This window comes from Pseudomonas oleovorans subsp. oleovorans (assembly GCF_002197815.1).
In the GTDB taxonomy this organism is placed as follows: domain Bacteria; phylum Pseudomonadota; class Gammaproteobacteria; order Pseudomonadales; family Pseudomonadaceae; genus Aquipseudomonas; species Aquipseudomonas oleovorans.
Window position 1 is genome coordinate 1 of the sequence record NZ_NIUB01000056.1, and the last position, 21,900, is coordinate 21,900.

Here is a 21,900-nt window from a genome sequence, read left to right on the forward strand (position 1 = left end):
TGGCCCCGTTCACCGGCGAGCAACGGCGCGACATGCTGGAGCTACTGGACGACCGTTACGGCCAGCGCTCGACCATCGTCACCAGCCAGATGCCGGTGGACAACTGGCACGAACTGATCGGCGATCCAACCCTGGCCGATGCCATCCTCGACCGCCTGGTGCACAACGCTTATCGGATCAATCTGAAGGGTGAATCAATGCGCAAACGGACGCAGAAATTGACGACGCCGAGCACCTCGGACTAACAATGCCACCCCTGCGTCGCTGCGCTCCGACTGCCCGGCCGGATGGCCGTGGAACAGGTGGCCAGATGGCCGTGGAATGCCTGGCCAGATGAGAGCGGACTGGGTGGCCGGATGGCGTGGAATCCGCAGTCGACCAGCGCGGCCAGTCCGTTGATGGGTTTGCGGAAGTCGACGGGCTTTGGGTAGAGATAGACCTTCTGCACTTTGGCGTCGGGACGCATCATGACGGAACTCCACGGGAAAATAGGGAGCCCAGCATCCGGGATACGGAGAGGTCAGTTGAAGATGGGGTCTATGGAGCGCATACGTCCCTACCGCGACCCACGGCGCTACGCGCCATGCCTGGCGCACAACGAGAAAGCCCCGCACTTGGCGGGGCTTTCTCGTAACGGACAGCGATCAGAAACGCTCGATATCAGCCTTGGCTTCCAGCTGCTTGAGCAGTGCGGCGAAGTCCTGCTGGCCGACACGCGACGCCAGGAAGTGGCGGTACATGGCGAGCTCTTCGTCAGCCAGCGCCTCTTCCGGTACATTCACGCCATCGAGGCGCAGCACGACGTAATCGCCATTGTTCAGAGTCACGCCGGCAAAGGTGGGCTCGCCCGCCTTGTCTGGCTTGGGCATACGGAACAGCGCCTGCAGCACTTTGGGCTCGATGCCGTCCTGGCTACGAGTGGCCGCCTCCTGAACTTGCCAATCAGCAGTAGGCTGCTCACCGGCCTGGGCAGCAGCCAGTTGCTTCTCACCTTCGGCCTTGGCCGCGGCACTGGCACGTTCCTGCTGCAGATGGGCACGAATGCTTTCAGCAACCTGCTCCAGGGGCAGCTGCTCGGGCTTTTTGTGTTCCTTGACGCGCACTACGACCACGGTGCTCGGGTCCAGCTCGATGGTCGAGCTGTTGGTGCCATCTTCCAGAACTTCAGGGCTGAAGGCAGCTTGCAGCACTTGGCGGTTGGCAGTGATGCCAGTTGCACCACCCTCACGACCGAAGGCTTCGCTGGTCTTGACCTCAAGACCCAGCTCCTGGGCAGGCTGAGCCAGATCCGATGCTTCGAACGCGGCGTCTTCCAGCTGTTTGGTCGCTTCGACGAAGCGCTGCTCGACCTGTTGCGCTTTGAAGTCACGCGCCAGCTTGTCCTTCAGGCTGTCGAAGCTTGGCACTTCTGGAGACTGAACACCCAGCAGCTTGATCAGGTGCCAGCCGAACTCGCTCTGCACGGGTTCGGAAACCTCGCCCTGCTGCAGCGCATAGAGCGCCTCCTCGAAGGCCGGATCGTAAACGCCAGGGCCGGCGTAACCCAGATCACCGCCATCGGCAGCCGAACCTGGGTCCTGCGAGAACTCCTTGGCTAGGGCAGCGAAATCTTCGCCAGCGTCCACACGCGCCTTGATCTCTTCGATCTTGGTAAGCGCGGCCTGGTCATCGCCCTCGATAAGGATGTGCGCAGCCTGACGCTGCTCAGCCAGGTTGGCGATCTCGCTCTCGTACAGCGGTTGCAGATCTTCATCGCTGACTTCGACCTGATCGAAGAAGCTTTCCTTGTGCAGCTCGACGTACTCCAACACCACCTGCTCGGGACTCATGAACTCACTGGCGTGCTCGGCGTAGTACGCCTGGACGTCAGCTTCGCTCAACTCGATCGCAGCCGGGTCGGCCTTGATGGTGAGGCTGGCGAAATCGCGGGTCTGCCGCTCGAGGTTGGCGAACGCACGCGCCTGCTGCTCGGTGACGAAGCTGCTGGCGCCGATACCGGCACGCAACTGGCCAATCAGCATTTCCTCTTCCAGCATCTGACGGAACTGCAGACGGGTATAGCCCATCTGGCGAATGACCTGATCGAAACGGGCGGTATCGAAGCGGCCGTCTACCTGAAACTCGGGCGTCTGCAGAATCACCTGATCCAGCGATGACTGCGAGAAAGCGAAACGAGCATCGCCTGCTGCCTGAAGCAGCAGCTTGCGCTCGATCAGCCCCTTGAGCGATGCCTCACGCAGCAAGCGATCATCGAGCAGCGAGGCATCGAAATCACGCCCCAGCTGCTGCAGCAACTGACGACGCTGCATTTCAACGGCCTGATTGAGCTCGTCGAGGGTAATGGTGTCACCGTTCACTTCGGCCGCATTATTGCGGTTACTGGTACCGGTGACGATGGCCTCGAAGCCGGTAAACGCCATCAGCATAACGATTAGGCCGATGATGGTCTTGGCAATCCAACCGCGTGAATTGTCCCTGATGTTTTGCAGCATGCTTCCCCCAGAACGACTGTACAGAGCCACCAGCCGCGCAGTGTGGGTAATTCCGGATAGAAGAAAGGCGCATCCTGGGATGCGCCTTCTCGTAACGCGTCAAGCGATCAGTACAGGCATGGAAACTGTCTGCCCTGCCGCCCAACAACCGCCAGAAAGGTCTGGCGGCGAGACAAATTCAGAAGACGCTTAGTTGACAGCGTCTTTCAGAGCCTTGCCAGCTTTGAAGCCCGGGATCTTGGCAGCAGCGATGTTGATCGGCTTGCCAGTCTGCGGGTTGCGGCCAGTGCGAGCAGCACGCTCTTTGACAGCGAAGGTGCCGAAGCCAACCAGTACGACAGAGTCACCAGCCTTCAGGGCGCCAGTGACGGATTCAATCACTGCATCCAGCGCGCGGCCAGCAACAGCTTTCGGGATATCAGCAGATGCAGCGATGGCATCGATCAGTTCCGACTTGTTCACTCTAAGTCCCCTTATTTCTGTTGAGTTTGTTTCTTGATTTTTAGTGTAAGCAAAGCGGGTGCTGGAGGGCCTGCCGACACAATAAGAGCCGCTTTATAACAAGGGCTCAAAAATTGTGTCAAGGAAGCCCCCCGGCTAATGCGTGCTGATTCGCTCCTTGGAATCAGACTCGCGCTTGTCATCCGTTGCAATCATCTCCGGAGCCGCATCGGGCAAGGGCTCCGGGGCGTATTGCAGCGCAATTTGCAGGACCTCGTCAATCCATTTAACCGGTTTAATCTGCAGGTCTTGCTTAATATTTTCCGGAATTTCCTTCAGATCACGCACATTTTCTTCGGGAATGATCACGGTCTTGATCCCACCCCGATGAGCTGCCAGAAGTTTTTCCTTGAGCCCGCCGATGGCCAGTACCTGACCACGCAGGGTGATTTCCCCGGTCATGGCCACGTCCGCCCGCACCGGAATCTGCGTCAGGGCCGATACCAGTGCCGTGCACAAACCAATGCCCGCGCTCGGGCCATCCTTGGGCGTGGCACCTTCGGGCATATGGATGTGAACGTCGCGCTTCTCGTTGAAATCAGCCGGGATCCCCAGGCTTTTGGCGCGACTGCGAACCACCGTCATGGCCGCCGTCATCGACTCTGCCATGACATCACCCAGCGAACCGGTCTTGATCAGATTGCCCTTGCCAGGCACCACGGCCGTCTCGATGGTGAGCAGCTCACCGCCGACCTGAGTCCAGGCCAGGCCGGTCACCTGACCGATCTGATCCTGCTGTTCGGCGAGGCCATAGCGATGCTTGCGCACACCCAGGAAGTGCTCCAGGGAGTCGGCGCTGACCGTGACCTGGAAGCGCTTCTCGCGTACATGCTCCTTGACCACCTTGCGGCAGACCTTGGCGATTTGTCGCTCCAGACTGCGCACACCAGCTTCACGCGTGTAGTAACGAATGATGTCGCGAATTGCCGACTCGTCGAACTCCAGCTCGCCCTTCTTCAGGCCGTTGGCCTGTATCTGCTTGGGCGCCAGGTACTTAATGGCGATGTTGACCTTCTCGTCCTCGGTGTAACCCGGCAGACGAATGACCTCCATCCGGTCCAGCAGCGGGCCGGGGATGTTCATCGAGTTGGCGGTGCAAAGGAACATCACATCCGACAGGTCATAATCGACCTCCAGATAGTGATCGTTGAAATTATGGTTCTGCTCAGGGTCGAGGACTTCGAGCAATGCCGAGGCAGGATCGCCGCGCATGTCCTGGCCCATCTTGTCGATCTCGTCGAGCAGGAACAACGGGTTGCGCACACCGACCTTGGTCATCTTCTGAATCAGGCGACCCGGCATCGAGCCGATGTAGGTGCGGCGGTGCCCCCGAATCTCGGCCTCGTCACGCACGCCACCCAAGGCCATACGCACGAACTTGCGATTGGTCGCGGTGGCGATGGACTCGGCCAACGAAGTCTTGCCCACGCCGGGCGGACCGACCAGGCACAGCACCGGCCCCTTGAGTTTCTTCACCCGCTTCTGCACGGCGAGGTACTCGAGGATGCGCTCCTTGACCTCCTCCAGACCGTAGTGATCGGCATCGAGAATGCTCTCGGCGCGCGCCAGATCCAGGCGCACCTTGCTTTCGGCCTTCCATGGCACGTTCACCAGCCAATCGATGTAGGAGCGCACCACAGTGGCTTCAGCGGACATCGGCGACATCTGCTTGAGCTTGTTCAGCTCGGCATTGGCCTTGGTCAAGGCTTCCTTGGTCAACCCCGCGTTATCGATGCGCTTGCGCAGTTCGTCGAGCTCGCTATGGCCTTCATCGATATCGCCAAGCTCTTTCTGAATGGCCTTCATCTGCTCATTCAGGTAGTACTCGCGCTGACTGCGCTCCATCTGCTTCTTCACGCGACCGCGAATACGCTTCTCGACCTGTAGCAGGTCGATCTCGGCATCCAGCAGGGCCAGTACGTGCTCGACGCGAGCGGACAGCGCGGTGATTTCGAGGATTTCCTGCTTCTGCTCGATCTTCAGCGCCATGTGCGCGGCCATGGTGTCGACCAGGCGGCTGGGCTCATCGATGCTGTTGAGCGAAGACAGGACTTCGGCCGGAACCTTTTTGCCCAGCTGCACGTACTGCTCGAACTGACTGAGCAGACTGCGGGTGAAGACTTCCGATTCGCGCTCGGCAGTTTCGCCCTCCTCGATCAGTTGTACTTCGGCACGGCAATGATCATCGAGATCGATGAAACGCTCGATCAAGCCGCGCTGCTCACCCTCGACCAGCACCTTGACGGTGCCGTCGGGCAGCTTGAGCAACTGCAGGACGGTGGCAACGGTGCCAACGCGATAAAGATCCTGCTCATCCGGATCATCGACGGCCGGGTTCTTCTGGGCTACCAGCAGGATCTGCTTGTCACCCGTCATCGCCGCCTCGAGGGCCTCGATGGATTTCTCACGCCCGACGAAAAGCGGGATGACCATGTGCGGATAGACCACTACATCGCGCAATGGCAGGAGAGGCAATTCGATGGTTGTCTTCATGATTTCGGCTCAGCGGCGGCCATAAGGCCGTAAACAGGCGGGATTACCCTTGGCTTTTAAGATGGGGGTAGCTCCCGTAAAAAACAAGCGCAATGTCCACAAAAGCGAAGGGGCCCGAGGGGCCCCTTCTTTGCATCGTGCAACAGCCGTCAGGCGTCTGGCGCGGCCTTCGCCGGCGGTTCGCTGTTCTCGTAGATCAGCAGCGGCTTGGACGAACCCTCGATGACGCTCTCGTCGATCACCACCTTGCTCACGCCCTGCTGGGATGGGATCTCGTACATGGTGTCGAGCAGAATGCCCTCGAGAATCGAACGCAGGCCACGTGCACCGGTTTTTCGCTCCAGCGCCTTCTGCGCCACGGACTTCAGTGCATCGGGGCGGAACTCCAGATCCACGCCCTCCATCTCGAACAGCTTGGCGTACTGCTTGGTCAGTGCGTTCTTCGGCTCGGTGAGAATCTGCACCAGCGCAGCCTCATCCAGCTCCTCAAGCGTCGCGATCACCGGCAGACGACCGACGAACTCGGGGATCAGACCGAACTTGACCAGATCGTCCGGCTCGACCTCACGCAGGGACTCGCCGATCTTCTTGCCTTCCTGCTTGCTGCGCACTTCAGCACCGAAGCCGATGCCGCCCTTGGTAGAGCGCGCCTGGATGACTTTCTCCAAGCCGGCGAACGCGCCGCCACAGATAAACAGGATGTTGCGCGTATCGACCTGCAGGAACTCCTGCTGCGGATGCTTGCGTCCGCCCTGTGGCGGAACCGAGGCCACGGTGCCCTCGATCAGCTTGAGCAGGGCCTGCTGCACGCCTTCACCCGAGACATCACGAGTGATCGACGGGTTGTCGGATTTGCGCGAGATCTTGTCGATTTCGTCGATGTAGACGATGCCCATCTGGGCCTTCTCGACATCGTAATCGCACTTCTGCAACAGCTTTTGAATGATGTTCTCGACGTCCTCCCCCACATAACCGGCTTCGGTCAGGCTGGTGGCATCGGCAATGGTGAACGGTACGTTGAGCAGGCGCGCCAGCGTTTCGGCCAGCAACGTCTTGCCCGAACCGGTCGGACCGATCAGCAGGATATTGCTCTTGCCCAGCTCGACATCGTCTTTCTTGTCGCGCTGATTGAGACGCTTGTAGTGGTTGTACACCGCTACCGACAGCACCTTCTTGGCGCGCTCCTGGCCGATCACGTACTGATCGAGGATGGCGCTGATTTCCTTGGGTGCCGGTAGTTTGTGCGCGCTGCTCTCGGCCTGGGCTTCCTGCACCTCCTCGCGGATGATGTCGTTGCACAGGTCGACGCATTCGTCGCAGATGAAGACGGAAGGACCGGCGATCAACTTGCGCACTTCGTGCTGGCTTTTGCCGCAGAAGGAGCAATAAAGCAGTTTGCCGTTGTCCTCACCGTTACGGGTGTCAGTCATTCGATCAATCCAATACGGTAGGCTTGAAACACAAGATGAAGGCAAATGCGGGCATTTTCAAGGGCACAGGTCGCGTCAGTGGTGGATGCCCGCAGCCGGCGCCTCATCTAGACCGGCATTTGACGCTTTTCATGGACGGCATCGACCAGACCGTATTCCACGGCACGCGAAGCGCTCATGAAATTGTCACGGTTGGTGTCGCGCTCGATGGTTTCCAGGCTCTGACCGGTGTGCTGAGCCAGCAGCTCGTTCAAGCGCTCACGGATAAAGAGGATTTCCTTGGCGTGGATCTCGATGTCCGAGGCCTGCCCCTGAAAACCGCCCAGCGGCTGGTGAATCATCACACGCGAGTTCGGCAGGCAGAAACGCTTGCCCTTGGCGCCGCCAGCCAGCAGGAATGCACCCATACTGCAGGCCTGACCAATGCAGGTGGTGGACACATCCGCCTTGATGAATTGCATGGTGTCGTAGATCGCCATGCCGGCAGTCACCGAGCCACCCGGCGAGTTGATGTACAGGTGAATGTCCTTGTCCGGATTCTCTGCTTCCAGAAACAGCAGCTGGGCGCAGATCAGGTTGGCCATGTAGTCCTCGACCGGACCGACCAGGAAAATCACGCGCTCCTTGAGCAGGCGCGAATAGATGTCGTAGGCACGCTCGCCACGAGCGGACTGCTCGATGACCATCGGCACCAGGCCGCCAGCGGCCTGGATTTCAGGCATGTTTTGCATAAAAGGATTGCGGGACATGTCTTGCGCTCACTCCCTAATAGTCATGTCTCAAGTACGCATAAGCCAGCACTGAGGCTGGCTTATGGTGGTGTACTCGAACGAGGTTACCAGATCAGTCGGCTTTAGGAGCTTCCGCCGGCTTGACTGCGTCTTCGTAGGAAACCGCTTTATCGGTCACGTTGGCCTTCTGCAGAACAGTATCTACAACTTGCTCTTCCAGTACAACCGAACGCACTTCGTTCATTTGCTGGTCGTTCTTGTAGTACCAGGCAACGACCTGCTCAGGCTCCTGGTAAGCCGAGGCCATCTCTTCGATCAGCTCGCGCACGCGGGCTTCGTCAGGTTTCAGTTCGAACTGCTTGACCACTTCAGCGACGATCAGGCCCAGCACCACACGGCGCTTGGCTTGCTCCTCGAACAGCTCGGCCGGCAGTTGGTCAGGCTTGATGTTGCCACCGAACTGCTGAACGGCCTGCACGCGCAGACGATTTACTTCGTTGCCGATCAGCGCCTTCGGCACTTCGATCGGATTAGCAGCCAGCAGGCCGTCCATTACCTGGTTCTTGACCTTGGACTTGATGGCCTGACGCAGTTCACGCTCCATGTTCTTGCGAACCTCGGCGCGGAAACCTTCCAGACCGCCATCCTTGATACCGAACAGGGCGAAGAACTCGTCGTTCAGCTCAGGCAGTTGCGGAGCGGAAACGCTGTTGACGGTAACGGTGAATTCGGCGGTTTTGCCGGCCAGATCGAGATTCTGGTAGTCCTCAGGGAAGGTCGGATTGATCACACGCACTTCACCAGCCTTGACACCGACCAGGGCGTCTTCGAAGCCCGGGATCATGCGGCCAGAACCCAGTATCAGCTGGGTGCCCTTGGCGCTGCCGCCAGCGAATGCTTCGCCGTCGATCTTGCCGACGAAATCGATGTTCAACTGGTCGCCATTCTCGGCAGCACGCTCGACAGTTTCGAAACGGGTGTTCTGCTTGCGCAAGATGTCGAGCATGTTGTCGACATCACTGTCGGCGACTTCGGCCTGCAGGCGCTCGATGGCGATAGTGTCGAGGCCGGTCACCTGAAACTCAGGAAATACTTCGAAAGTAGCGACGTACTCCAGATCCTTGCCCTTCTCGAAGGACTTCGGCTCTACGGCCGGAGCGCCGGCCGGATTCAGCTTCTGCTCGACCACGGCCTCATAGAAGGTCGCCTGGATCAGGTCGCCCAGGGCTTCCTGACGAGCGGCATCTTCATAGCGCTGACGAATCACGCTCATCGGCACCTTGCCAGGACGGAAGCCAGGAACTTTGGCACGACGGGCAGTCTGTTGCAGACGCTTGTTGACTTCGGTCTCGATGCGCTCGACGGGTACGCCGACAGTCATGCGGCGCTCAAGAGCAGAAGTGCTTTCAACAGAAACTTGCATGGATATTCCTCGTTGCACAGACATAAGCCGGGTCGACCCGGCCCCGAATCAAGGCCAAGCATTCTAGAGGGTCAATGTGCAGAAGTCACCCTAGAAGCAGGCGGCAGTCGGGAGGGGCTATATAAAAAAGATGGTGCGGACGGAGAGACTCGAACTCTCACACCTTGCGGCGCCAGAACCTAAATCTGGTGTGTCTACCAATTCCACCACGTCCGCGTGGCTTTGCAGCTTAAAACAAAAACGCCAGGCTTTGGGCCTGGCGTTTTGGAATATGGGGTGGACGATGGGAATCGAACCCACGACACCAGGAGCCACAATCCTGTGCTCTACCAACTGAGCTACGCCCACCATATTGCATTTGCTTACTCTTGCCTGACCGCCAAATGGCGCACCCGGCAGGACTCGAACCTGCGACCATCCGCTTAGAAGGCGGATGCTCTATCCAGCTGAGCTACGGGCACTTATCCATCTGCTAGCGCAGACTTACAAGCTTTTGGCTCCAACCTCACCACCAGGGCTTGGCTCTTGCCGCCTCACCCAGCGAGTGGCTGTTCCTGAGAAGCGGGGCGAATGTTATAGACGCCTCCCAACCTCGTCAACAGAAATTTTCAAAAAAATTCAGCGATTTAAAGGAGTTACGCGAAAACGACGGCAGGCGCCTTTGCCCGGGTGAGCGCTCATGCGAGAATGCGCGTCCTTTTTTCACCCTTATTAATGGTTAACCAGCGCAATGACCGCACAACTGATCGACGGCAAGGCGATCGCCGCCAGCCTCCGCCAGCAGATTGCCCAACGTGTCGCCGAACGCCGTCAGCAAGGCCTTCGTGCGCCAGGCCTGGCCGTGATCCTGGTCGGCACCGATCCTGCCTCCCAGGTCTATGTGTCACATAAACGCAAGGATTGCGAAGAAGTCGGTTTCCTCTCCCGTGCCTATGACCTGCCGGCAGAGACCAGCCAGGCCGATCTGCTCGCCCTGATCGACGAGCTCAATGAAGACCCGACCATCGACGGCATCCTGGTACAACTGCCACTGCCGGAGAACCTCGACTCGTCCCTGCTGCTCGAGCGCATTCGTCCGGACAAGGATGTGGACGGCTTCCATCCCTACAACATCGGCCGTTTGGCACAGCGCATGCCGCTGCTGCGCCCCTGCACCCCGAAAGGCATCATGACCCTGCTGGAAAGCACCGGCGCCGACTTGTACGGCATGCATGCCGTAGTCGTAGGCGCGTCCAATATCGTTGGCCGACCAATGGCCATGGAGTTGCTGCTGGCCGGCTGCACCGTGACCGTTACCCACCGCTTCACCAAGGATCTGGCTGGTCATGTCGGCCAGGCTGATATCGTCGTGGTCGCTGCCGGCAAGCCTGGGCTGGTCAAGGGCGAGTGGATCAAGCCAGGCGCCATCGTCATCGACGTCGGCATCAACCGCCAGGACGACGGCACACTGGTTGGCGACGTGACCTTTGATGCCGCCCTGCCCCGCGCCGGCTGGATCACCCCGGTTCCAGGCGGTGTTGGCCCGATGACCCGCGCAGGCCTGCTGGAAAACACCCTGCACGCGGCCGAGCATCTGCATAAGTAAGCAGCACTGCATAACAAACAACGGCACCCGAGGGTGCCGTTGTCGTTTCTGCCACTTGGATCAGTTGCGCGCCTGCTCCCAGGACTTGAGCAACTCGTCGTAGGCGATGGTTTCGCCCTTGGGTTTCTCGTTGGCCAGCTTGGGTTTCGGTGCGCCCGGCTGGTCGAACCAGTACTGCGGGTCACGCGGCTCGTTCAGCTTCGGCCCGCACTCACCCAGCACACCTGAGCGCTCCAGACGACCGAGCATGGTGTCTTGCGCAGCTGCCAGGCCATCGAGCGCCTGTTGCGGCGTCTTGTCACCGCTGGCGGCCTCGGCGATGAACTGCCACCACAGTTGAGCCAGACGCGGATAGTCCGGCACATTGGTGCCGGTCGGCGTCCACTGCACGCGCGCCGGGCTGCGGTAGAACTCCACCAGCCCGCCGAGCTTGGGCGCTACGTCCGTCATCGCCTGCGAGTTGATGTCCGACTCACGAATCGGCGTCAGGCCGACCAGGGTCTTTTTCAGCGAGACGGTCTTGGAGGTAACGAACTGCGCATAGAGCCAAGCGGCCAGGCGCTGTTTCTCCGGCGTGGAGTTGAGGAAGGTCCAGGAACCGGTGTCCTGATAACCGAGCTTCATGCCCTCCTCCCAATACGGGCCCTTGGGCGACGGCGCCATACGCCATTTCGGCGTGCCATCGTCGTTAACCACCGGCAGGCCTGGCTTGGTCATATCGGCAGTAAAGGCGGTGTACCAGAAGATCTGCTGAGCGATGGCACCCTGCGCCGGCACCGGGCCGGATTCGGAGAAGGTCATGCCTTGCGCTTCCGGCGGCGCGTACTGGCGCATCCAATCGACGTACTTCTGCGTGGCGAACACCGCCGCCGGCCCGTTGGTATCACCACCGCGGGCGACACTGGAACCTACTGGGCGGCAGCCGTCGACGCGAATGCCCCACTCGTCCACCGGCAGGCCATTGGGCAGCCCCTTGTCGCCGCCGCCGGCCATGGAGAACCAGGCATCGGTGAAACGCCAGCCAAGCGACGGGTCTTTCTTGCCGTAGTCCATGTGGCCATAGACGCGTTTACCATCGATCTCCTTGACATGCTTGGAGAAGAACTCGGCGATGTCCTCGTAAGCTGACCAGTTCACCGGCACACCCAGCTCGTAGCCGTAGATTTCCTTGAACTTGGCCTTCAGCTCCGGACGCTCGAACCAGTCGGCGCGGAACCAGTAGAGGTTGGCGAACTGCTGATCGGGTAACTGATAAACCTTGCCGTCCGGCCCGGTGGTGAAGGACAGACCGATGAAATCGTCAAGATCGAGAGTCGGCGAGGTGAAGTCCTTACCCTCGTTAGCCATCATGTCGGTGATCGAGACCGCCTTGCCATAGCGGAAGTGGGTACCGATCAGGTCCGAGTCGTTGACCCAACCGTCGTAGATGTTCTTGCCGGATTGCATCTGCGTCTGTAGTTTCTCGACCACATCGCCTTCCTGCATCAGGTCATGCTTGAGCTTGATGCCGGTGATTTCACTGAAGGCCTTGGCCAGCACCTTGGACTCATACTCGTGAGTGGTCAGGGTTTCCGAGGCGACATTGATGTTCATGCCACGAAACGGCTCGGCAGCCTTGATGAACCACTTCAGCTCTTCGAGCTGTTGCTCGGGCGTCAGGGTCGAGGGATTGAACTCATCAGCAATCCATTTCTTCGCGGCCTCTTCATAGGCATCCGCCCAGGCCGCACCGCTCAAACCGGACAACGCCAGCAAGGCGGCCAACGCCAAGCTATGTCGGGTCTTGTTGTTATTGTCGAACATAGAGACCTCCATCTCAGGATATGGGGAGAGGCATACCGGCGGCAGCCCGGCTCAGCCCCAGCGCATGACTGCGCACAACCACAACAGCGATAGCAGCGAGGCTATCCACACGCTCCAGTCGGTCACGCCTATCACCAGCAGGTGCAGGTAGGCGCTGCCGAGCAGACCGATGAACAGCCGATCCCCACGGGTGGTGGTGATCGGCAGAAAACCCTTGCGCTCAACACAGGGCCAGCGCAGCTCGACCAGCGTCATGCCGGCCAGCAGCACGGCGATGCAACCGAAGAACAGCGCGGTCGGTAGAGTCCAGGCCATCCAACTCATGATGAACCTCCCTTACACGCGACCGAGGGCGAAGCCCTTGGCCACATGGTTGCGAACGAACCAGATCACCAGCATCCCCGGCAGGATGGTCAGCACCCCGGCAGCAGCCAGCACACCCCAGTCGATGCCCGAGGCGGACACGGTACGGGTCATCACCGCCGCGATGGGCTTGGCGTCTACCGAGGTCAGGGTGCGCGCCAGCAGCAGCTCGACCCAGGAGAACATGAAGCAGAAGAAGGCGGTGACACCGATACCGGAGCGGATCAGCGGGATGAAGATCTTCACGAAGAATTTCGGGAAGCTGTAGCCGTCGATATAGGCCGTCTCGTCGATTTCCTTGGGCACGCTGGACATGAAGCCTTCGAGGATCCACACCGCCAACGGCACGTTGAACAGGCAGTGCGCCAACGCCACGGCGATATGGGTGTCGAACAGGCCGATAGACGAGTACAGCTGGAAGAACGGCAGCAGGAACACCGCCGGTGGTGCCATGCGGTTGGTCAGCAGCCAGAAGAACAGGTGCTTGTCGCCGAGAAAGCGATAGCGCGAGAAGGCATAAGCCGCCGGCAGCGCCACGCTGAGCGAGATCAGCGTGTTGAGGCTGACGTAGTACAGCGAGTTGAGGTAGCCCTCGTACCAGCTGCGGTCGGTGAAAATCACCCGGTAGTTGTCCAGAGTGAAATTCTGCGGCCACAGGCTGAGCCCACCGAGAATTTCGGTATTGCTCTTGAACGACATGTTCAGCAGCCAGTAAATCGGCACCAGCAGGAACAGAAAGTAGATCAGCAGTACCAGGCGTTTGCGTAGCGTCATGGCCGGCCTCAGCGGGTTTTGTCGTCGTGGGTCATGGCGGTATAGAACAACCAGGACACCAGCAGGATGATCAGGAAGTACACCAGCGAGAACGCCGCTGCCGGGCCCAGGTCGAACTGGCCGACAGCCATTTGCGTCAGGGTCTGGCTGAGGAAGGTGGTGGCGTTGCCCGGCCCGCCGCCGGTGAGCACGAAGGGCTCGGTGTAGATCATGAAACTGTCCATGAAGCGCAGCATCACCGCGATCAGCAGCACGCTTTTCAGCTTGGGCAACTGAATATGGCGGAACACAGCCCAGTTCGAGGCGCGGTCAATGCGCGCCGCCTGGTAATAGACGTCAGGAATGGCGCGCAGGCCGGAGTAGCACAACAGCGCCACCAGCGAGGTCCAGTGCCAGACATCCATGATCAGCACCGTCACCCAGGCATCCATGGTGTTGGAGGCATAGTTGTAGCTGATGCCCAGCTTATTCAGCGCCCAGCCCATCAGGCCGATGTCGGCGCGGCCGAAGATCTGCCAGATGGTACCGACCACGTTCCACGGGATCAGCAGCGGAATGGCCATCAGGATCAGACACAGCGAGGCCCAGCGCCCGCGCGTCGGCATGCACAGAGCGATAGCGATCCCTAGCGGAATCTCGATCAGCAGCACGCAGGCGGAGAAGATAAATTGACGCAGCAATGAGTCATGCAGGCGCGGATCCTGCAGCACCTGGCGGTACCAGTCGACGCCGACGAAGTAGCGCGTGGAGGGGTCGAAGATGTCCTGCACCGAATAGTTGACCACCGTCATCATCGGCACGATGGCGCTGAACGCCACCAGCAGAAATACCGGCAACACCAGCCACCAGGCCTTGTTGTTCTGCACCTTCATGGCGCCACCTCCACCAGGTAGTCGTCGGCGTAGAGCATCAGCCACTGCGCCGGAAAGCTCAGGTAGACCTGCTCGTGCGGCACGGGCTGATCCTCCTGCAGGCGCGCCTTGAGCACCTGGCCATCGAGGTCGAAAGTGAGGATCTTGTAGGTGCCAAGATCCTCAACATGCAGCACCCGGCCACACAGCGCATCTTCATAGGCGCCGTCCCAGACGTGCACGAACTCGGGACGAATGCCCACCTGCAGGCGCTTGCCGTCCAGTTCGGCGAGACGCTGGTTGAGCGCCTCGGAAAGCGGCAGCACCGTATCGGCGAAGCGCACCCCGCCCGCACAGCGCTGCACCTCGATCAGGTTCATCCCTGGACTGCCAATGAAATAGCCGACGAAGGTATGGCCGGGGCGCTCGAATAACTCGCGTGGCGTACCGAACTGGACGATCTGCCCGCCGTACATCACCGCGATCTTGTCGGCGAAGGTGGAAGCCTCCAGCTGATCGTGGGTGACGTAGACCATGGTGATGTTGAACTGCTCATGGATCTGCTTGAGCTTGCGCCGCAGCTTCCATTTCAGGTGCGGGTCGATCACCGTCAGCGGCTCGTCGAAGAGAATTGCCGAGACGTCGTCGCGCACCAGGCCACGACCCATGGAGACCTTCTGCTTCTCGTCGGCGGTGAGGTTGCGCGCCTTCTTGTGCAACAGCGGATGCAGCTCCAGCACCTCGGCGATCTCGTGCACCTTGCTCATCACCCGCGCTTCGTCCATGCCCTGGTTGCGCAGTGGGAAGGCCAGGTTGTCGAACACCGTCATGGTGTCGTAGACCACCGGAAACTGGAAAACCTGGGCGATGTTGCGCTCTTGCGGCGACAGCCTGTTGACCGCCTTGCCGTCGAACTGCACCTCGCCCTGCGACGGGCTGAGCAGGCCGGAGATGATGTTGAGCAACGTCGACTTGCCGCAGCCTGACGGCCCCAGCAGCGCATAGGCGCCGCCCTGCTGCCAGACATGGTTCATCTCGCGAATCGCGTAGTCTTCCGGCGCCTTCGGCACGCCGCTGTAGCTGTGCGCGAGGTTGTGCAAGCGAATCTCGGCCATCAGGCGGCCCTCCCCTGACGACGACTGGGCGCCTGCACCAACTGCCCATCGGCAGCGAAGACGAACAGCTTGTGGGTCGGGATGTAGATCAGGATCGGCGTGTCCACCGCATACTCGTGCACCCCCGGCAGGTGCAGCACCAGCACGAACTGCTCGTTGCGCACATGCAGGAAGGTTTCCGAGCCGCTGATCTCGGCCAGCTCAACGGTTACCGCCAACTCCAGGTCATCGTCGTTGGACGGCACCAGGCCGATATGGCTGGGGCGCACGCCGAAGCGGTACTCACCCTCGGCGATGCCGCGCAGATCCGGATTGAGCGGAAAGTGCACGCAGTCGGCGAAACTCACCTCGGAGCCGCTGATACGGCCCGGCATCAGGTTGATCGCCGGTTCCGAGAACAGCTCGGCGGCCAGCACCTGTTGCGGGCGGTGGTAGACCTCGGCCGTCTTGCCGCTCTGCACCACCCGCCCTTCGTGCAGGATGGTGGTGGTGCCGCCCAGGGCCAGCGCCTCGTTGGGCTCGGTGGTGGCGTAGATGGCGATGGTGTGGCGCGCCTGGAACAGCTCGCGCATTTCCTGGCGCAGCTCCTCACGCAGCTTGTAATCGAGGTTGACCAGCGGTTCGTCGAACAGGATCAGCGAGGCGTCCTTGACCAGCGCCCGCGCCATGGCCGTGCGCTGCTGCTGGCCGCCGGACAGCTCCAGCGGATAGCGCGACAATAGTTTGTCGATGCGCAGCATGCGCGCGGTGGCCTCGACCTTCTCGACGATCCGCTCCTTGGCCACGCCGGCCTGGCGCAGTGGCGAGGCGATGTTCTCGAACACCGTCAGGGTCGGGTAGTTGATGAACTGCTGATAGACCATCGACACGTTGCGCTGGCGCACCGGCACACCGGTGACATCGGCGCCGTTCATCAGCACACGGCCGCTGCTGGGCCGATCCAGACCGGCCATCAGCCGCATCAGGCTGGTCTTGCCGGCCAGGGTGCGACCGAGCAGGACGTTGAAGGAGCCCGGTTCGAAACTCAGGCAGGCATCGTCGATATGCACCTGGCCATCGACGATACGGGTGACGTGTTCGAGCTTGAGCGACATGGCCTGTCCTTTTTCTGGCTCTTCGCATTTAAGGGTGTAGAAAAAATCTGACCGGCTGGAAAAGGAGTCGAGGATCTTAGAAAATGTAAGCTCTCACACCAACAAAAACTAAGCCCCCGACGTGAACAATCTTACCTTTTCTAGCCCTGATCTTTCCAGCTTTTGCCAACTGAATAACCTCGGCCTGACTGCCACTGGACAACATCTTTGTGCAGAGCGCGCCGTCATCGAATGTCGTTTAACCAAAGCACCCGAGCCATGCCCCAAGTGCGGGGCTGCTGGTGTTTCACGCGGTACTGTCGATAGGCATCTTGCTCACACACCTTACGGACAACGACCAACCAGATTGCTGCTGCGTATCCGTCGCTGGCGTTGTGCTTGCGGCTGTTTCTGGCATGAAGATACAAACAGTGCAGCACCTCCACGTTCAAAGCTTTCATATGGGGCGATACGCTGGGCATTAGCTGCCATCGTGCTGGATCATCTGTCGGTATCTCGTGTTGCGAGCCAGCTTGATGTTGCATGGCACACCGCTAATAATGCCATTATCAACGAAGGACGGCGCCTGCTTTTTAATGACTCGACACGTTTTGACGGTGTGACCGTGCTGGGCGTGGATGAGCATGTTTGGCGACATACACGCTGTGGTGACAAGTACGTCACCATCGTGGTTGACCTTACGCCCGTGCGTAACAAAAACGGGCCGGCCCGCTTGCTCGATGTGCTGGAAGGCCGCTCCAAACAAGCCTTTAAGCAATGGCTACAGAGTCGCCCCAAATCGTGGCGTGACCAGATCGAAAGCATTGCCATGGACGGTTTTACGGGGTTTAAATCTGCAGCGCAAGAAGCCCTGCCTCAAGCCCAAACCGTGCTGGATCCTTTCCATGTCGTGCGCTGGGCAAGCAACATGCTGGATGAATGCCGCCGGCGTGTGCAACACGACATCCTGGGCCGCAGAGGGCGTAAAAATGACCCGCTCTACAAAAGCCGTCGAACGCTACTGACTCGGATCAGCTACCTGTCTGACGCCAACAAAAAGCAACTGTTCCAGCTGTTTGCAGATGAGCACCACCTCGAAGTGGATTGCACCTGGAGCATGTACCAACGGGTGGTCAGCGCCTACAACGAGCCGGATCGAAAACGTGGTAAAAAACTCATGGAAGAGGTCATAAATATCATTACAGCCAGCGACTTGCCCAAAGCGCTCATCGAGGTGAAAGGCTTGGGGGAAACGCTGAAAAAATACGCTGAGAGCATCCTTGCCTACTTCGACCGGCCAGGAACCAGCAACGGTCCAACAGAAGCTATCAACGGGCGACTTGAGCACTTACGAGGTACCGCCTTGGGCTTTAGAAATTTAACCAATTACATAGCCAGGTGCTTGCTGAAGTCAGGAGGGTTTAGAAATCAGCTACACCCTTAAATGCGAAGAGCCCTTTTTCTTGTCGTGCCATTCGATTGCGAACATCGGTAGCGACAACTGTGCCAGCCCCCAAAAATAAGACCTATCTCTTTGATCAAAATCGAAAAAACCGCCAAATAACGGTGCAGCAATGGTTTCCCACTGAACACTTTTGAACAGTCGAATGTGAACAACTGAACAATTCGTTCGTTGACTTTGAACAGGCTTGAACGAAACTGGACCGATCGCGGCGCAGATCGCGAACCAACAAGAAGAGATCGCACCATGACAGAAGCTGTCCGCGCACCAGCGCATGACGCCATCATTCAGGAGTCCTGGTCGCGCTGCCGTGACTACGGCCTGACTCACCAGAGCGCGCCCCGCTTCGATCCTCCGGCGCCAGGCGATCTTTCGGTGCTGCTGGAAAGCCGCCAGGCCCTGGTGCAGACCACTCACCAGGAAGTACTGCCCTACTACGGCACCATCCTTTCCAACTCCAACTGCCTGATCATGCTCGCCGACGAGCAGGGCCGGCTGCTGCACTCCTGGGGCGACCAGCGCTTCATCGAGCCGCGCCAGGCCGCCGGTTTCATTGCCGGCGCCAGTTGGCTGGAGCGCTACACCGGCACCAACGCCATCGGCACCGCGCTCAGTTGCGGCCAGGCCGTGCATATCCAGCACGACGAGCATTTTCTCAAGGCCAACCGATTCATGACCGGCTCGGCCTCGCCGATCTTCGACGAGCAACGGCGCATGATCGCCGTGCTCGACGTGTCCAGCGACAGCTACCTGCCGCCGGCGCATACCCTGGGCATGGTCAAGATGATGAGCCAGTCGGTGGAGAATCGCCTGATCCTCAAACTGTTCGCCGACCAGTACCACCTGCTCAGCTTCAATACCAGCCTCGACAACCTCGACAGCCCCTGGGCTGGCCTGGTGGTGTTCGACGAGCAGGGCCATGTGGTGTCTGCCACCAACCGCCCGCTACGTCAGGACGTCGACAGCGGCCAGTTCCGCGCCGATCTGTACTACCGCATCAGCGGCCTGAACCTGGAACTACCGCCACTGCGTGAGCGCAGTGACAAGCAGGCGCTGTTCCAGAAACTCTGGGAGCAGCACAGAGAACCTGGCCAACATGCGGGTATCAGCCGCGAAGTGCTGGAGCTGTTCCAGCATCACCCCTGGCCGGGCAACCTGCGCCAGCTCAGCAGCGTGCTGCGCGTGGCGCTGGCCATGGCGGACGACCAGCCCATCCGCGCCGAACACCTGCCGGACGACTTCTTTCTCGATCTGCCGACGGACACGACCCTGCAAGCACACCCCGAGCCCGACGATCTGGCCAGCCAGTACCAGGCCTGCGGCGGCAACATTTCCTACCTTGCCCGCAACCTCGGCCTGAGCCGCAACACACTGTACAAGCGCCTACGCGAACTGGGCGTCAGACCCTGACGACACGCCGGGTCTTTATGCCCAGCCGCCAGCCCTGCTGCATGCCCGCGGCTGCTAGCAGCTTGTTGAAATTCGCCCACGCCCTGTCTGGTTTTGCGGCGTGTGGTTTACGATATCGGCTCCAATCTGCCGGAGCTCTCGATTTCCATGCGTGGAGCCGATATCACCCAGGAGCCCCCTGTTCACTGTCGCCAAGCTCGATGACTTCGTGCCGGTGAATCATCCCCCTGCGCGCCATCCGCAAGCTGGCCAACACCGCTCTGCAACGGATGAGTGCCCTGTTCGACACCTTGCATGCCGACACCGACCGCACCTCGATTGCCCCGGAGAAGTTGATGCGGGCGCAATTGCTGCAACTGTTCTATTCGCTGCGCAGCGAGCGCATGCTCATGGAGCAACTGGGCTACAGCCGTTCGGCCGTCTGCTCTATGCTCAGTCCGTCGACACCCGCTGCTCCCTTGTTGGCTTTGACCCGCTTCCACGCTCGTTGCAGGTTTCCTCTCGCAAGGGCCCGATACAGCAGCCCTTGCCCTGTGCTGTCGGTTTCACCCCGCGGGCGCAGTGCCTCGTCGCTGACGGAGCGAATCACGGCTTCACCGCTCATCGCCTGCGCCCGCCCCACCTTCTGGTGAGCATCTGACTTCAGGTCATGTCGCATCAGGAAGGCCTATCGCACTCTCTCTCGTTTGGCCCTTCGTCAAAAAAACTACTACGGGCTCTGCTGACTTCTCGCTCCGGCTCGACGCCGTTACCCTTTCAGGATCGAGGCGAGATCTCCCCAGGTAAGAACGCACTCCTTCTCTGCACAACCGCCGGATCTACGCCACTTCGCCTTGATCACCAGAGCTTTGCGGTTCATTGCCCGCTCGCCCTGCTCCATAGCGCCTTCTATCCGGTTCTTGTTCATCGGCTCGCAGATTACGCTCCACGCTTCCTCCCCACGCTCGGTCACCCTCACGCAGTTGCGCTTCACTTCGTTCGCTGTGATCAACTTACGGCGGGACTTGCACCCGCAGGAGTGCGCCCATGCTGGGCGCACAACAAAAAGGGGTCACTTCCGAAGAAGTGGCCCCTGGGTTCCGCAAATGCGGCAAGAAAAATGGCGTCCCCTAGGGGACTCGAACCCCTGTTACCGCCGTGAAAGGGCGGTGTCCTAGGCCACTAGACGAAGTTCTTCGAACGACAAGGCCAGCACTAGGCTGGCCTTGAGTGTGATTGGTGGAGCTAAACGGGATCGAACCGTTGACCTCTTGCATGCCATGCAAGCGCTCTCCCAGCTGAGCTATAGCCCCGAAACCTTTCGGTCGGTTCGCAACACTTGCGCGTTGCGACTGGAATATGGCGTCCCCTAGGGGACTCGAACCCCTGTTACCGCCGTGAAAGGGCGGTGTCCTAGGCCACTAGACGAAGGGGACAAAACCTTCGAAGAACAAAGCCAGCACTAAGCTGGCCTTGTCAGTGTTTGGTGGAGCTAAACGGGATCGAACCGTTGACCTCTTGCATGCCATGCAAGCGCTCTCCCAGCTGAGCTATAGCCCCGAAACCTTTCGGTCTGGCTGCAGCGCCTGAGCGCTGCGGCTGGAAATAAGTGGCGTCCCCTAGGGGACTCGAACCCCTGTTACCGCCGTGAAAGGGCGGTGTCCTAGGCCACTAGACGAAGGGGACGCAAGACCCTGATCGTGAACCGACTCACATCGATTCTGGCACTCCCGAAGGAGCCGAGATTGGTGGAGCTAAACGGGATCGAACCGTTGACCTCTTGCATGCCATGCAAGCGCTCTCCCAGCTGAGCTATAGCCCCATCTCGAGGACGGGGCGCATGTTAAGAGCGCCCCGATTGGCTGTCAACAACATTTTTCCTGCCAGCCCAAAGTTTTTGCCACTAGAACAATTACTTAGGGCCATTTCCTGCGGGGCGGAGCTGACACTCGCGAAACGCAGCATCGTCCCACTAGGAGCCGTGCCCTGCGGCAAATCGAAAGAACACTGCAAAGCTATAAGCTTCGCCCCGGGGCGGGGCTCCTACACAAATGCCGCAGGCACCGCCCCCCCCCTGTAGGAGCCGCGCCTCGCGGCGAATCGTTCGAGCGAACAGCGCAAAACCAAGAGCTTCGCCCCGGGGCGGGGCTCCTACACAAATGCCGCAGGCACCGCCCCCCTGTAGGAGCCGCGCCTCGCGGCGAATCGTTCGAGCGAACAGCGCAAAACCAAGAGCTTCGCCCCGGGGCGGGGCTCCTACACAAATGCCGCAGGCACCGCCCCCCCCTGTAATTACATGGACTCGCCCACGCCGAGGCGTCAATGCGCCACGGTGGCAGTCTAAGAAGCCAACGGCAGCGAGGGCGAGTCCATGAAAAAGCATACAGCAACTAATCAATCCCAGGCCTTAAACGA

Annotated in this window: 17 protein-coding genes, 9 tRNA genes and 1 pseudogene; 5 read left to right on the forward strand and 22 right to left on the reverse strand. The window is 59.8% G+C overall.

Annotated features, from left to right (window positions below; genetic code table 11):
• Positions 1-245: ATP-binding protein (locus PSOLE_RS21910; RefSeq protein ID WP_158212594.1), on the forward strand; the 245-nt coding region annotated here is incomplete at its 5' end.
• Here PSOLE_RS21910 and PSOLE_RS24845 read toward each other — a convergent pair.
• The 10 genes from PSOLE_RS24845 to PSOLE_RS21960 form a co-directional block, all read right to left on the reverse strand.
• Positions 242-469, reverse strand: coding sequence for a hypothetical protein (locus PSOLE_RS24845; protein WP_084342495.1), 228 nt, complete (start codon positions 467-469; stop codon positions 242-244). The two genes, PSOLE_RS21910 and PSOLE_RS24845, sit on opposite strands and share 4 nt — an antisense overlap.
• Positions 470-644: 175 nt before the next feature.
• A complete protein-coding gene (locus tag PSOLE_RS21920) occupies positions 645-2,492 on the reverse strand; it encodes a SurA N-terminal domain-containing protein (RefSeq protein WP_004424145.1) in 1,848 nt (615 codons plus the stop codon).
• 189 nt (positions 2,493-2,681) lie between these two features.
• A complete protein-coding gene (gene hupB / locus PSOLE_RS21925) occupies positions 2,682-2,954 on the reverse strand; it encodes a nucleoid-associated protein HU-beta (RefSeq protein WP_003282502.1) in 273 nt (90 codons plus the stop codon).
• Positions 2,955-3,089: 135 nt separating this feature from the next.
• Complete coding sequence (lon, locus tag PSOLE_RS21930; RefSeq protein ID WP_088339355.1) at positions 3,090-5,486, reverse strand: endopeptidase La; 2,397 nt, start codon at positions 5,484-5,486, stop codon at positions 3,090-3,092.
• A 149-nt stretch (positions 5,487-5,635) separates the two neighbouring features.
• Complete coding sequence (gene clpX / locus PSOLE_RS21935) at positions 5,636-6,916, reverse strand: ATP-dependent Clp protease ATP-binding subunit ClpX (protein WP_004424106.1); 1,281 nt, start codon at positions 6,914-6,916, stop codon at positions 5,636-5,638.
• 107 nt (positions 6,917-7,023) lie between these two features.
• Complete coding sequence (gene clpP / locus PSOLE_RS21940; RefSeq protein ID WP_004424103.1) at positions 7,024-7,665, reverse strand: ATP-dependent Clp endopeptidase proteolytic subunit ClpP; 642 nt, start codon at positions 7,663-7,665, stop codon at positions 7,024-7,026.
• Positions 7,666-7,759: 94 nt separating this feature from the next.
• Positions 7,760-9,070, reverse strand: coding sequence for a trigger factor (gene tig / locus PSOLE_RS21945; RefSeq protein WP_039964545.1), 1,311 nt, complete (start codon positions 9,068-9,070; stop codon positions 7,760-7,762).
• 131 nt (positions 9,071-9,201) lie between these two features.
• Positions 9,202-9,286 (reverse strand) — tRNA-Leu (locus PSOLE_RS21950).
• Positions 9,287-9,342: 56 nt separating this feature from the next.
• A tRNA-His gene (locus tag PSOLE_RS21955) sits at positions 9,343-9,418 on the reverse strand.
• Between the two features lie 36 nt (positions 9,419-9,454).
• Positions 9,455-9,531: transfer RNA gene (locus tag PSOLE_RS21960), tRNA-Arg, on the reverse strand.
• Positions 9,532-9,800: 269 nt separating this feature from the next.
• Here PSOLE_RS21960 and folD point away from each other — a divergent pair.
• Entirely contained in the window at positions 9,801-10,655 is an 855-nt protein-coding gene (gene folD, locus PSOLE_RS21965; RefSeq protein ID WP_074859247.1) for a bifunctional methylenetetrahydrofolate dehydrogenase/methenyltetrahydrofolate cyclohydrolase FolD, read from the forward strand.
• 60 nt (positions 10,656-10,715) lie between these two features.
• Here the strand turns inward: folD and PSOLE_RS21970 are convergent, their stop codons facing one another.
• Genes PSOLE_RS21970 through PSOLE_RS21995 form a run of 6 tightly spaced genes read right to left on the reverse strand, consistent with a single transcriptional unit; the run spans position 10,716 to position 16,655 of the window.
• Positions 10,716-12,458, reverse strand: coding sequence for an ABC transporter substrate-binding protein (locus PSOLE_RS21970; protein WP_074859244.1), 1,743 nt, complete (start codon positions 12,456-12,458; stop codon positions 10,716-10,718).
• Positions 12,459-12,509: 51 nt separating this feature from the next.
• Positions 12,510-12,782: a DUF2160 domain-containing protein gene (locus PSOLE_RS21975; protein ID WP_013715271.1), complete on the reverse strand. Its 273-nt coding sequence runs from the start codon at positions 12,780-12,782 to the stop codon at positions 12,510-12,512.
• A gap of 12 nt (positions 12,783-12,794) precedes the next feature.
• Complete coding sequence (locus PSOLE_RS21980) at positions 12,795-13,595, reverse strand: carbohydrate ABC transporter permease (protein ID WP_074859241.1); 801 nt, start codon at positions 13,593-13,595, stop codon at positions 12,795-12,797.
• 8 nt (positions 13,596-13,603) lie between these two features.
• On the reverse strand, positions 13,604-14,467 hold the full coding sequence (locus tag PSOLE_RS21985; RefSeq protein WP_074859238.1) for a carbohydrate ABC transporter permease: 864 nt from the start codon (positions 14,465-14,467) through the stop codon (positions 13,604-13,606).
• Positions 14,464-15,561 carry an ABC transporter ATP-binding protein gene (locus PSOLE_RS21990; protein WP_074859235.1) on the reverse strand — a complete coding sequence of 366 codons (1,098 nt, stop codon included), beginning with the start codon at positions 15,559-15,561 and terminating at the stop codon, positions 14,464-14,466. The genes PSOLE_RS21985 and PSOLE_RS21990 overlap by 4 nt, the downstream gene beginning before the upstream one ends.
• On the reverse strand, positions 15,561-16,655 hold the full coding sequence (locus tag PSOLE_RS21995) for an ABC transporter ATP-binding protein (protein WP_074859232.1): 1,095 nt from the start codon (positions 16,653-16,655) through the stop codon (positions 15,561-15,563). Before PSOLE_RS21995 ends, PSOLE_RS21990 begins: the two co-directional genes overlap by 1 nt.
• A 121-nt stretch (positions 16,656-16,776) precedes the next feature.
• Between PSOLE_RS21995 and PSOLE_RS22000 the strand changes: the two genes are divergently transcribed.
• The 3 genes and pseudogenes from PSOLE_RS22000 to PSOLE_RS22010 form a co-directional block, all read left to right on the forward strand.
• Positions 16,777-18,078, forward strand: coding sequence for an ISL3-like element IS1411 family transposase (locus PSOLE_RS22000; RefSeq protein WP_011920678.1), 1,302 nt, complete (start codon positions 16,777-16,779; stop codon positions 18,076-18,078).
• Between the two features lie 264 nt (positions 18,079-18,342).
• Positions 18,343-19,506, forward strand: coding sequence for a helix-turn-helix domain-containing protein (locus PSOLE_RS22005; protein WP_074859229.1), 1,164 nt, complete (start codon positions 18,343-18,345; stop codon positions 19,504-19,506).
• Between the two features lie 147 nt (positions 19,507-19,653).
• Positions 19,654-19,916, forward strand: a pseudogene (locus tag PSOLE_RS22010) (IS5/IS1182 family transposase); the annotation flags it as partial.
• 690 nt (positions 19,917-20,606) lie between these two features.
• Here the strand turns inward: PSOLE_RS22010 and PSOLE_RS22025 are convergent.
• The 6 genes from PSOLE_RS22025 to PSOLE_RS22050 all read right to left on the reverse strand — a co-directional run bounded on the left by PSOLE_RS22025 (position 20,607) and on the right by PSOLE_RS22050 (position 21,307).
• A tRNA-Glu gene (locus tag PSOLE_RS22025) sits at positions 20,607-20,676 on the reverse strand.
• 46 nt (positions 20,677-20,722) lie between these two features.
• Positions 20,723-20,798, reverse strand: a tRNA-Ala gene (locus PSOLE_RS22030).
• A 47-nt stretch (positions 20,799-20,845) separates the two neighbouring features.
• A tRNA-Glu gene (locus PSOLE_RS22035) sits at positions 20,846-20,921 on the reverse strand.
• Between the two features lie 48 nt (positions 20,922-20,969).
• Positions 20,970-21,045 (reverse strand) — tRNA-Ala (locus PSOLE_RS22040).
• Between the two features lie 50 nt (positions 21,046-21,095).
• Positions 21,096-21,171, reverse strand: a tRNA-Glu gene (locus PSOLE_RS22045).
• 60 nt (positions 21,172-21,231) lie between these two features.
• Positions 21,232-21,307, reverse strand: a tRNA-Ala gene (locus PSOLE_RS22050).
• Positions 21,308-21,900 lie beyond the last annotated feature (593 nt).

Excerpts from the sequence above, each read along its gene's own strand:
- PSOLE_RS24845 (WP_084342495.1), bottom strand. The coding sequence starts at position 469 with ATGATGCGTCCCGACGCCAAAGTGCAGAAGGTCTATCTCTACCCAAAG.
- PSOLE_RS21920 (WP_004424145.1), bottom strand. The coding sequence starts at position 2,492 with ATGCTGCAAAACATCAGGGACAATTCACGCGGTTGGATTGCCAAGACC.
- lon (WP_088339355.1), bottom strand. The coding sequence starts at position 5,486 with ATGAAGACAACCATCGAATTGCCTCTCCTGCCATTGCGCGATGTAGTG.
- clpX (WP_004424106.1), bottom strand. The coding sequence starts at position 6,916 with ATGACTGACACCCGTAACGGTGAGGACAACGGCAAACTGCTTTATTGC.
- clpP (WP_004424103.1), bottom strand. The coding sequence starts at position 7,665 with ATGTCCCGCAATCCTTTTATGCAAAACATGCCTGAAATCCAGGCCGCT.
- tig (WP_039964545.1), bottom strand. The coding sequence starts at position 9,070 with ATGCAAGTTTCTGTTGAAAGCACTTCTGCTCTTGAGCGCCGCATGACT.
- folD (WP_074859247.1), top strand. The coding sequence starts at position 9,801 with ATGACCGCACAACTGATCGACGGCAAGGCGATCGCCGCCAGCCTCCGC.
- PSOLE_RS21970 (WP_074859244.1), bottom strand. The coding sequence starts at position 12,458 with ATGTTCGACAATAACAACAAGACCCGACATAGCTTGGCGTTGGCCGCC.
- PSOLE_RS21975 (WP_013715271.1), bottom strand. The coding sequence starts at position 12,782 with ATGAGTTGGATGGCCTGGACTCTACCGACCGCGCTGTTCTTCGGTTGC.
- PSOLE_RS21980 (WP_074859241.1), bottom strand. The coding sequence starts at position 13,595 with ATGACGCTACGCAAACGCCTGGTACTGCTGATCTACTTTCTGTTCCTG.
- PSOLE_RS21985 (WP_074859238.1), bottom strand. The coding sequence starts at position 14,467 with ATGAAGGTGCAGAACAACAAGGCCTGGTGGCTGGTGTTGCCGGTATTT.
- PSOLE_RS21990 (WP_074859235.1), bottom strand. The coding sequence starts at position 15,561 with ATGGCCGAGATTCGCTTGCACAACCTCGCGCACAGCTACAGCGGCGTG.
- PSOLE_RS21995 (WP_074859232.1), bottom strand. The coding sequence starts at position 16,655 with ATGTCGCTCAAGCTCGAACACGTCACCCGTATCGTCGATGGCCAGGTG.
- PSOLE_RS22005 (WP_074859229.1), top strand. The coding sequence starts at position 18,343 with ATGACAGAAGCTGTCCGCGCACCAGCGCATGACGCCATCATTCAGGAG.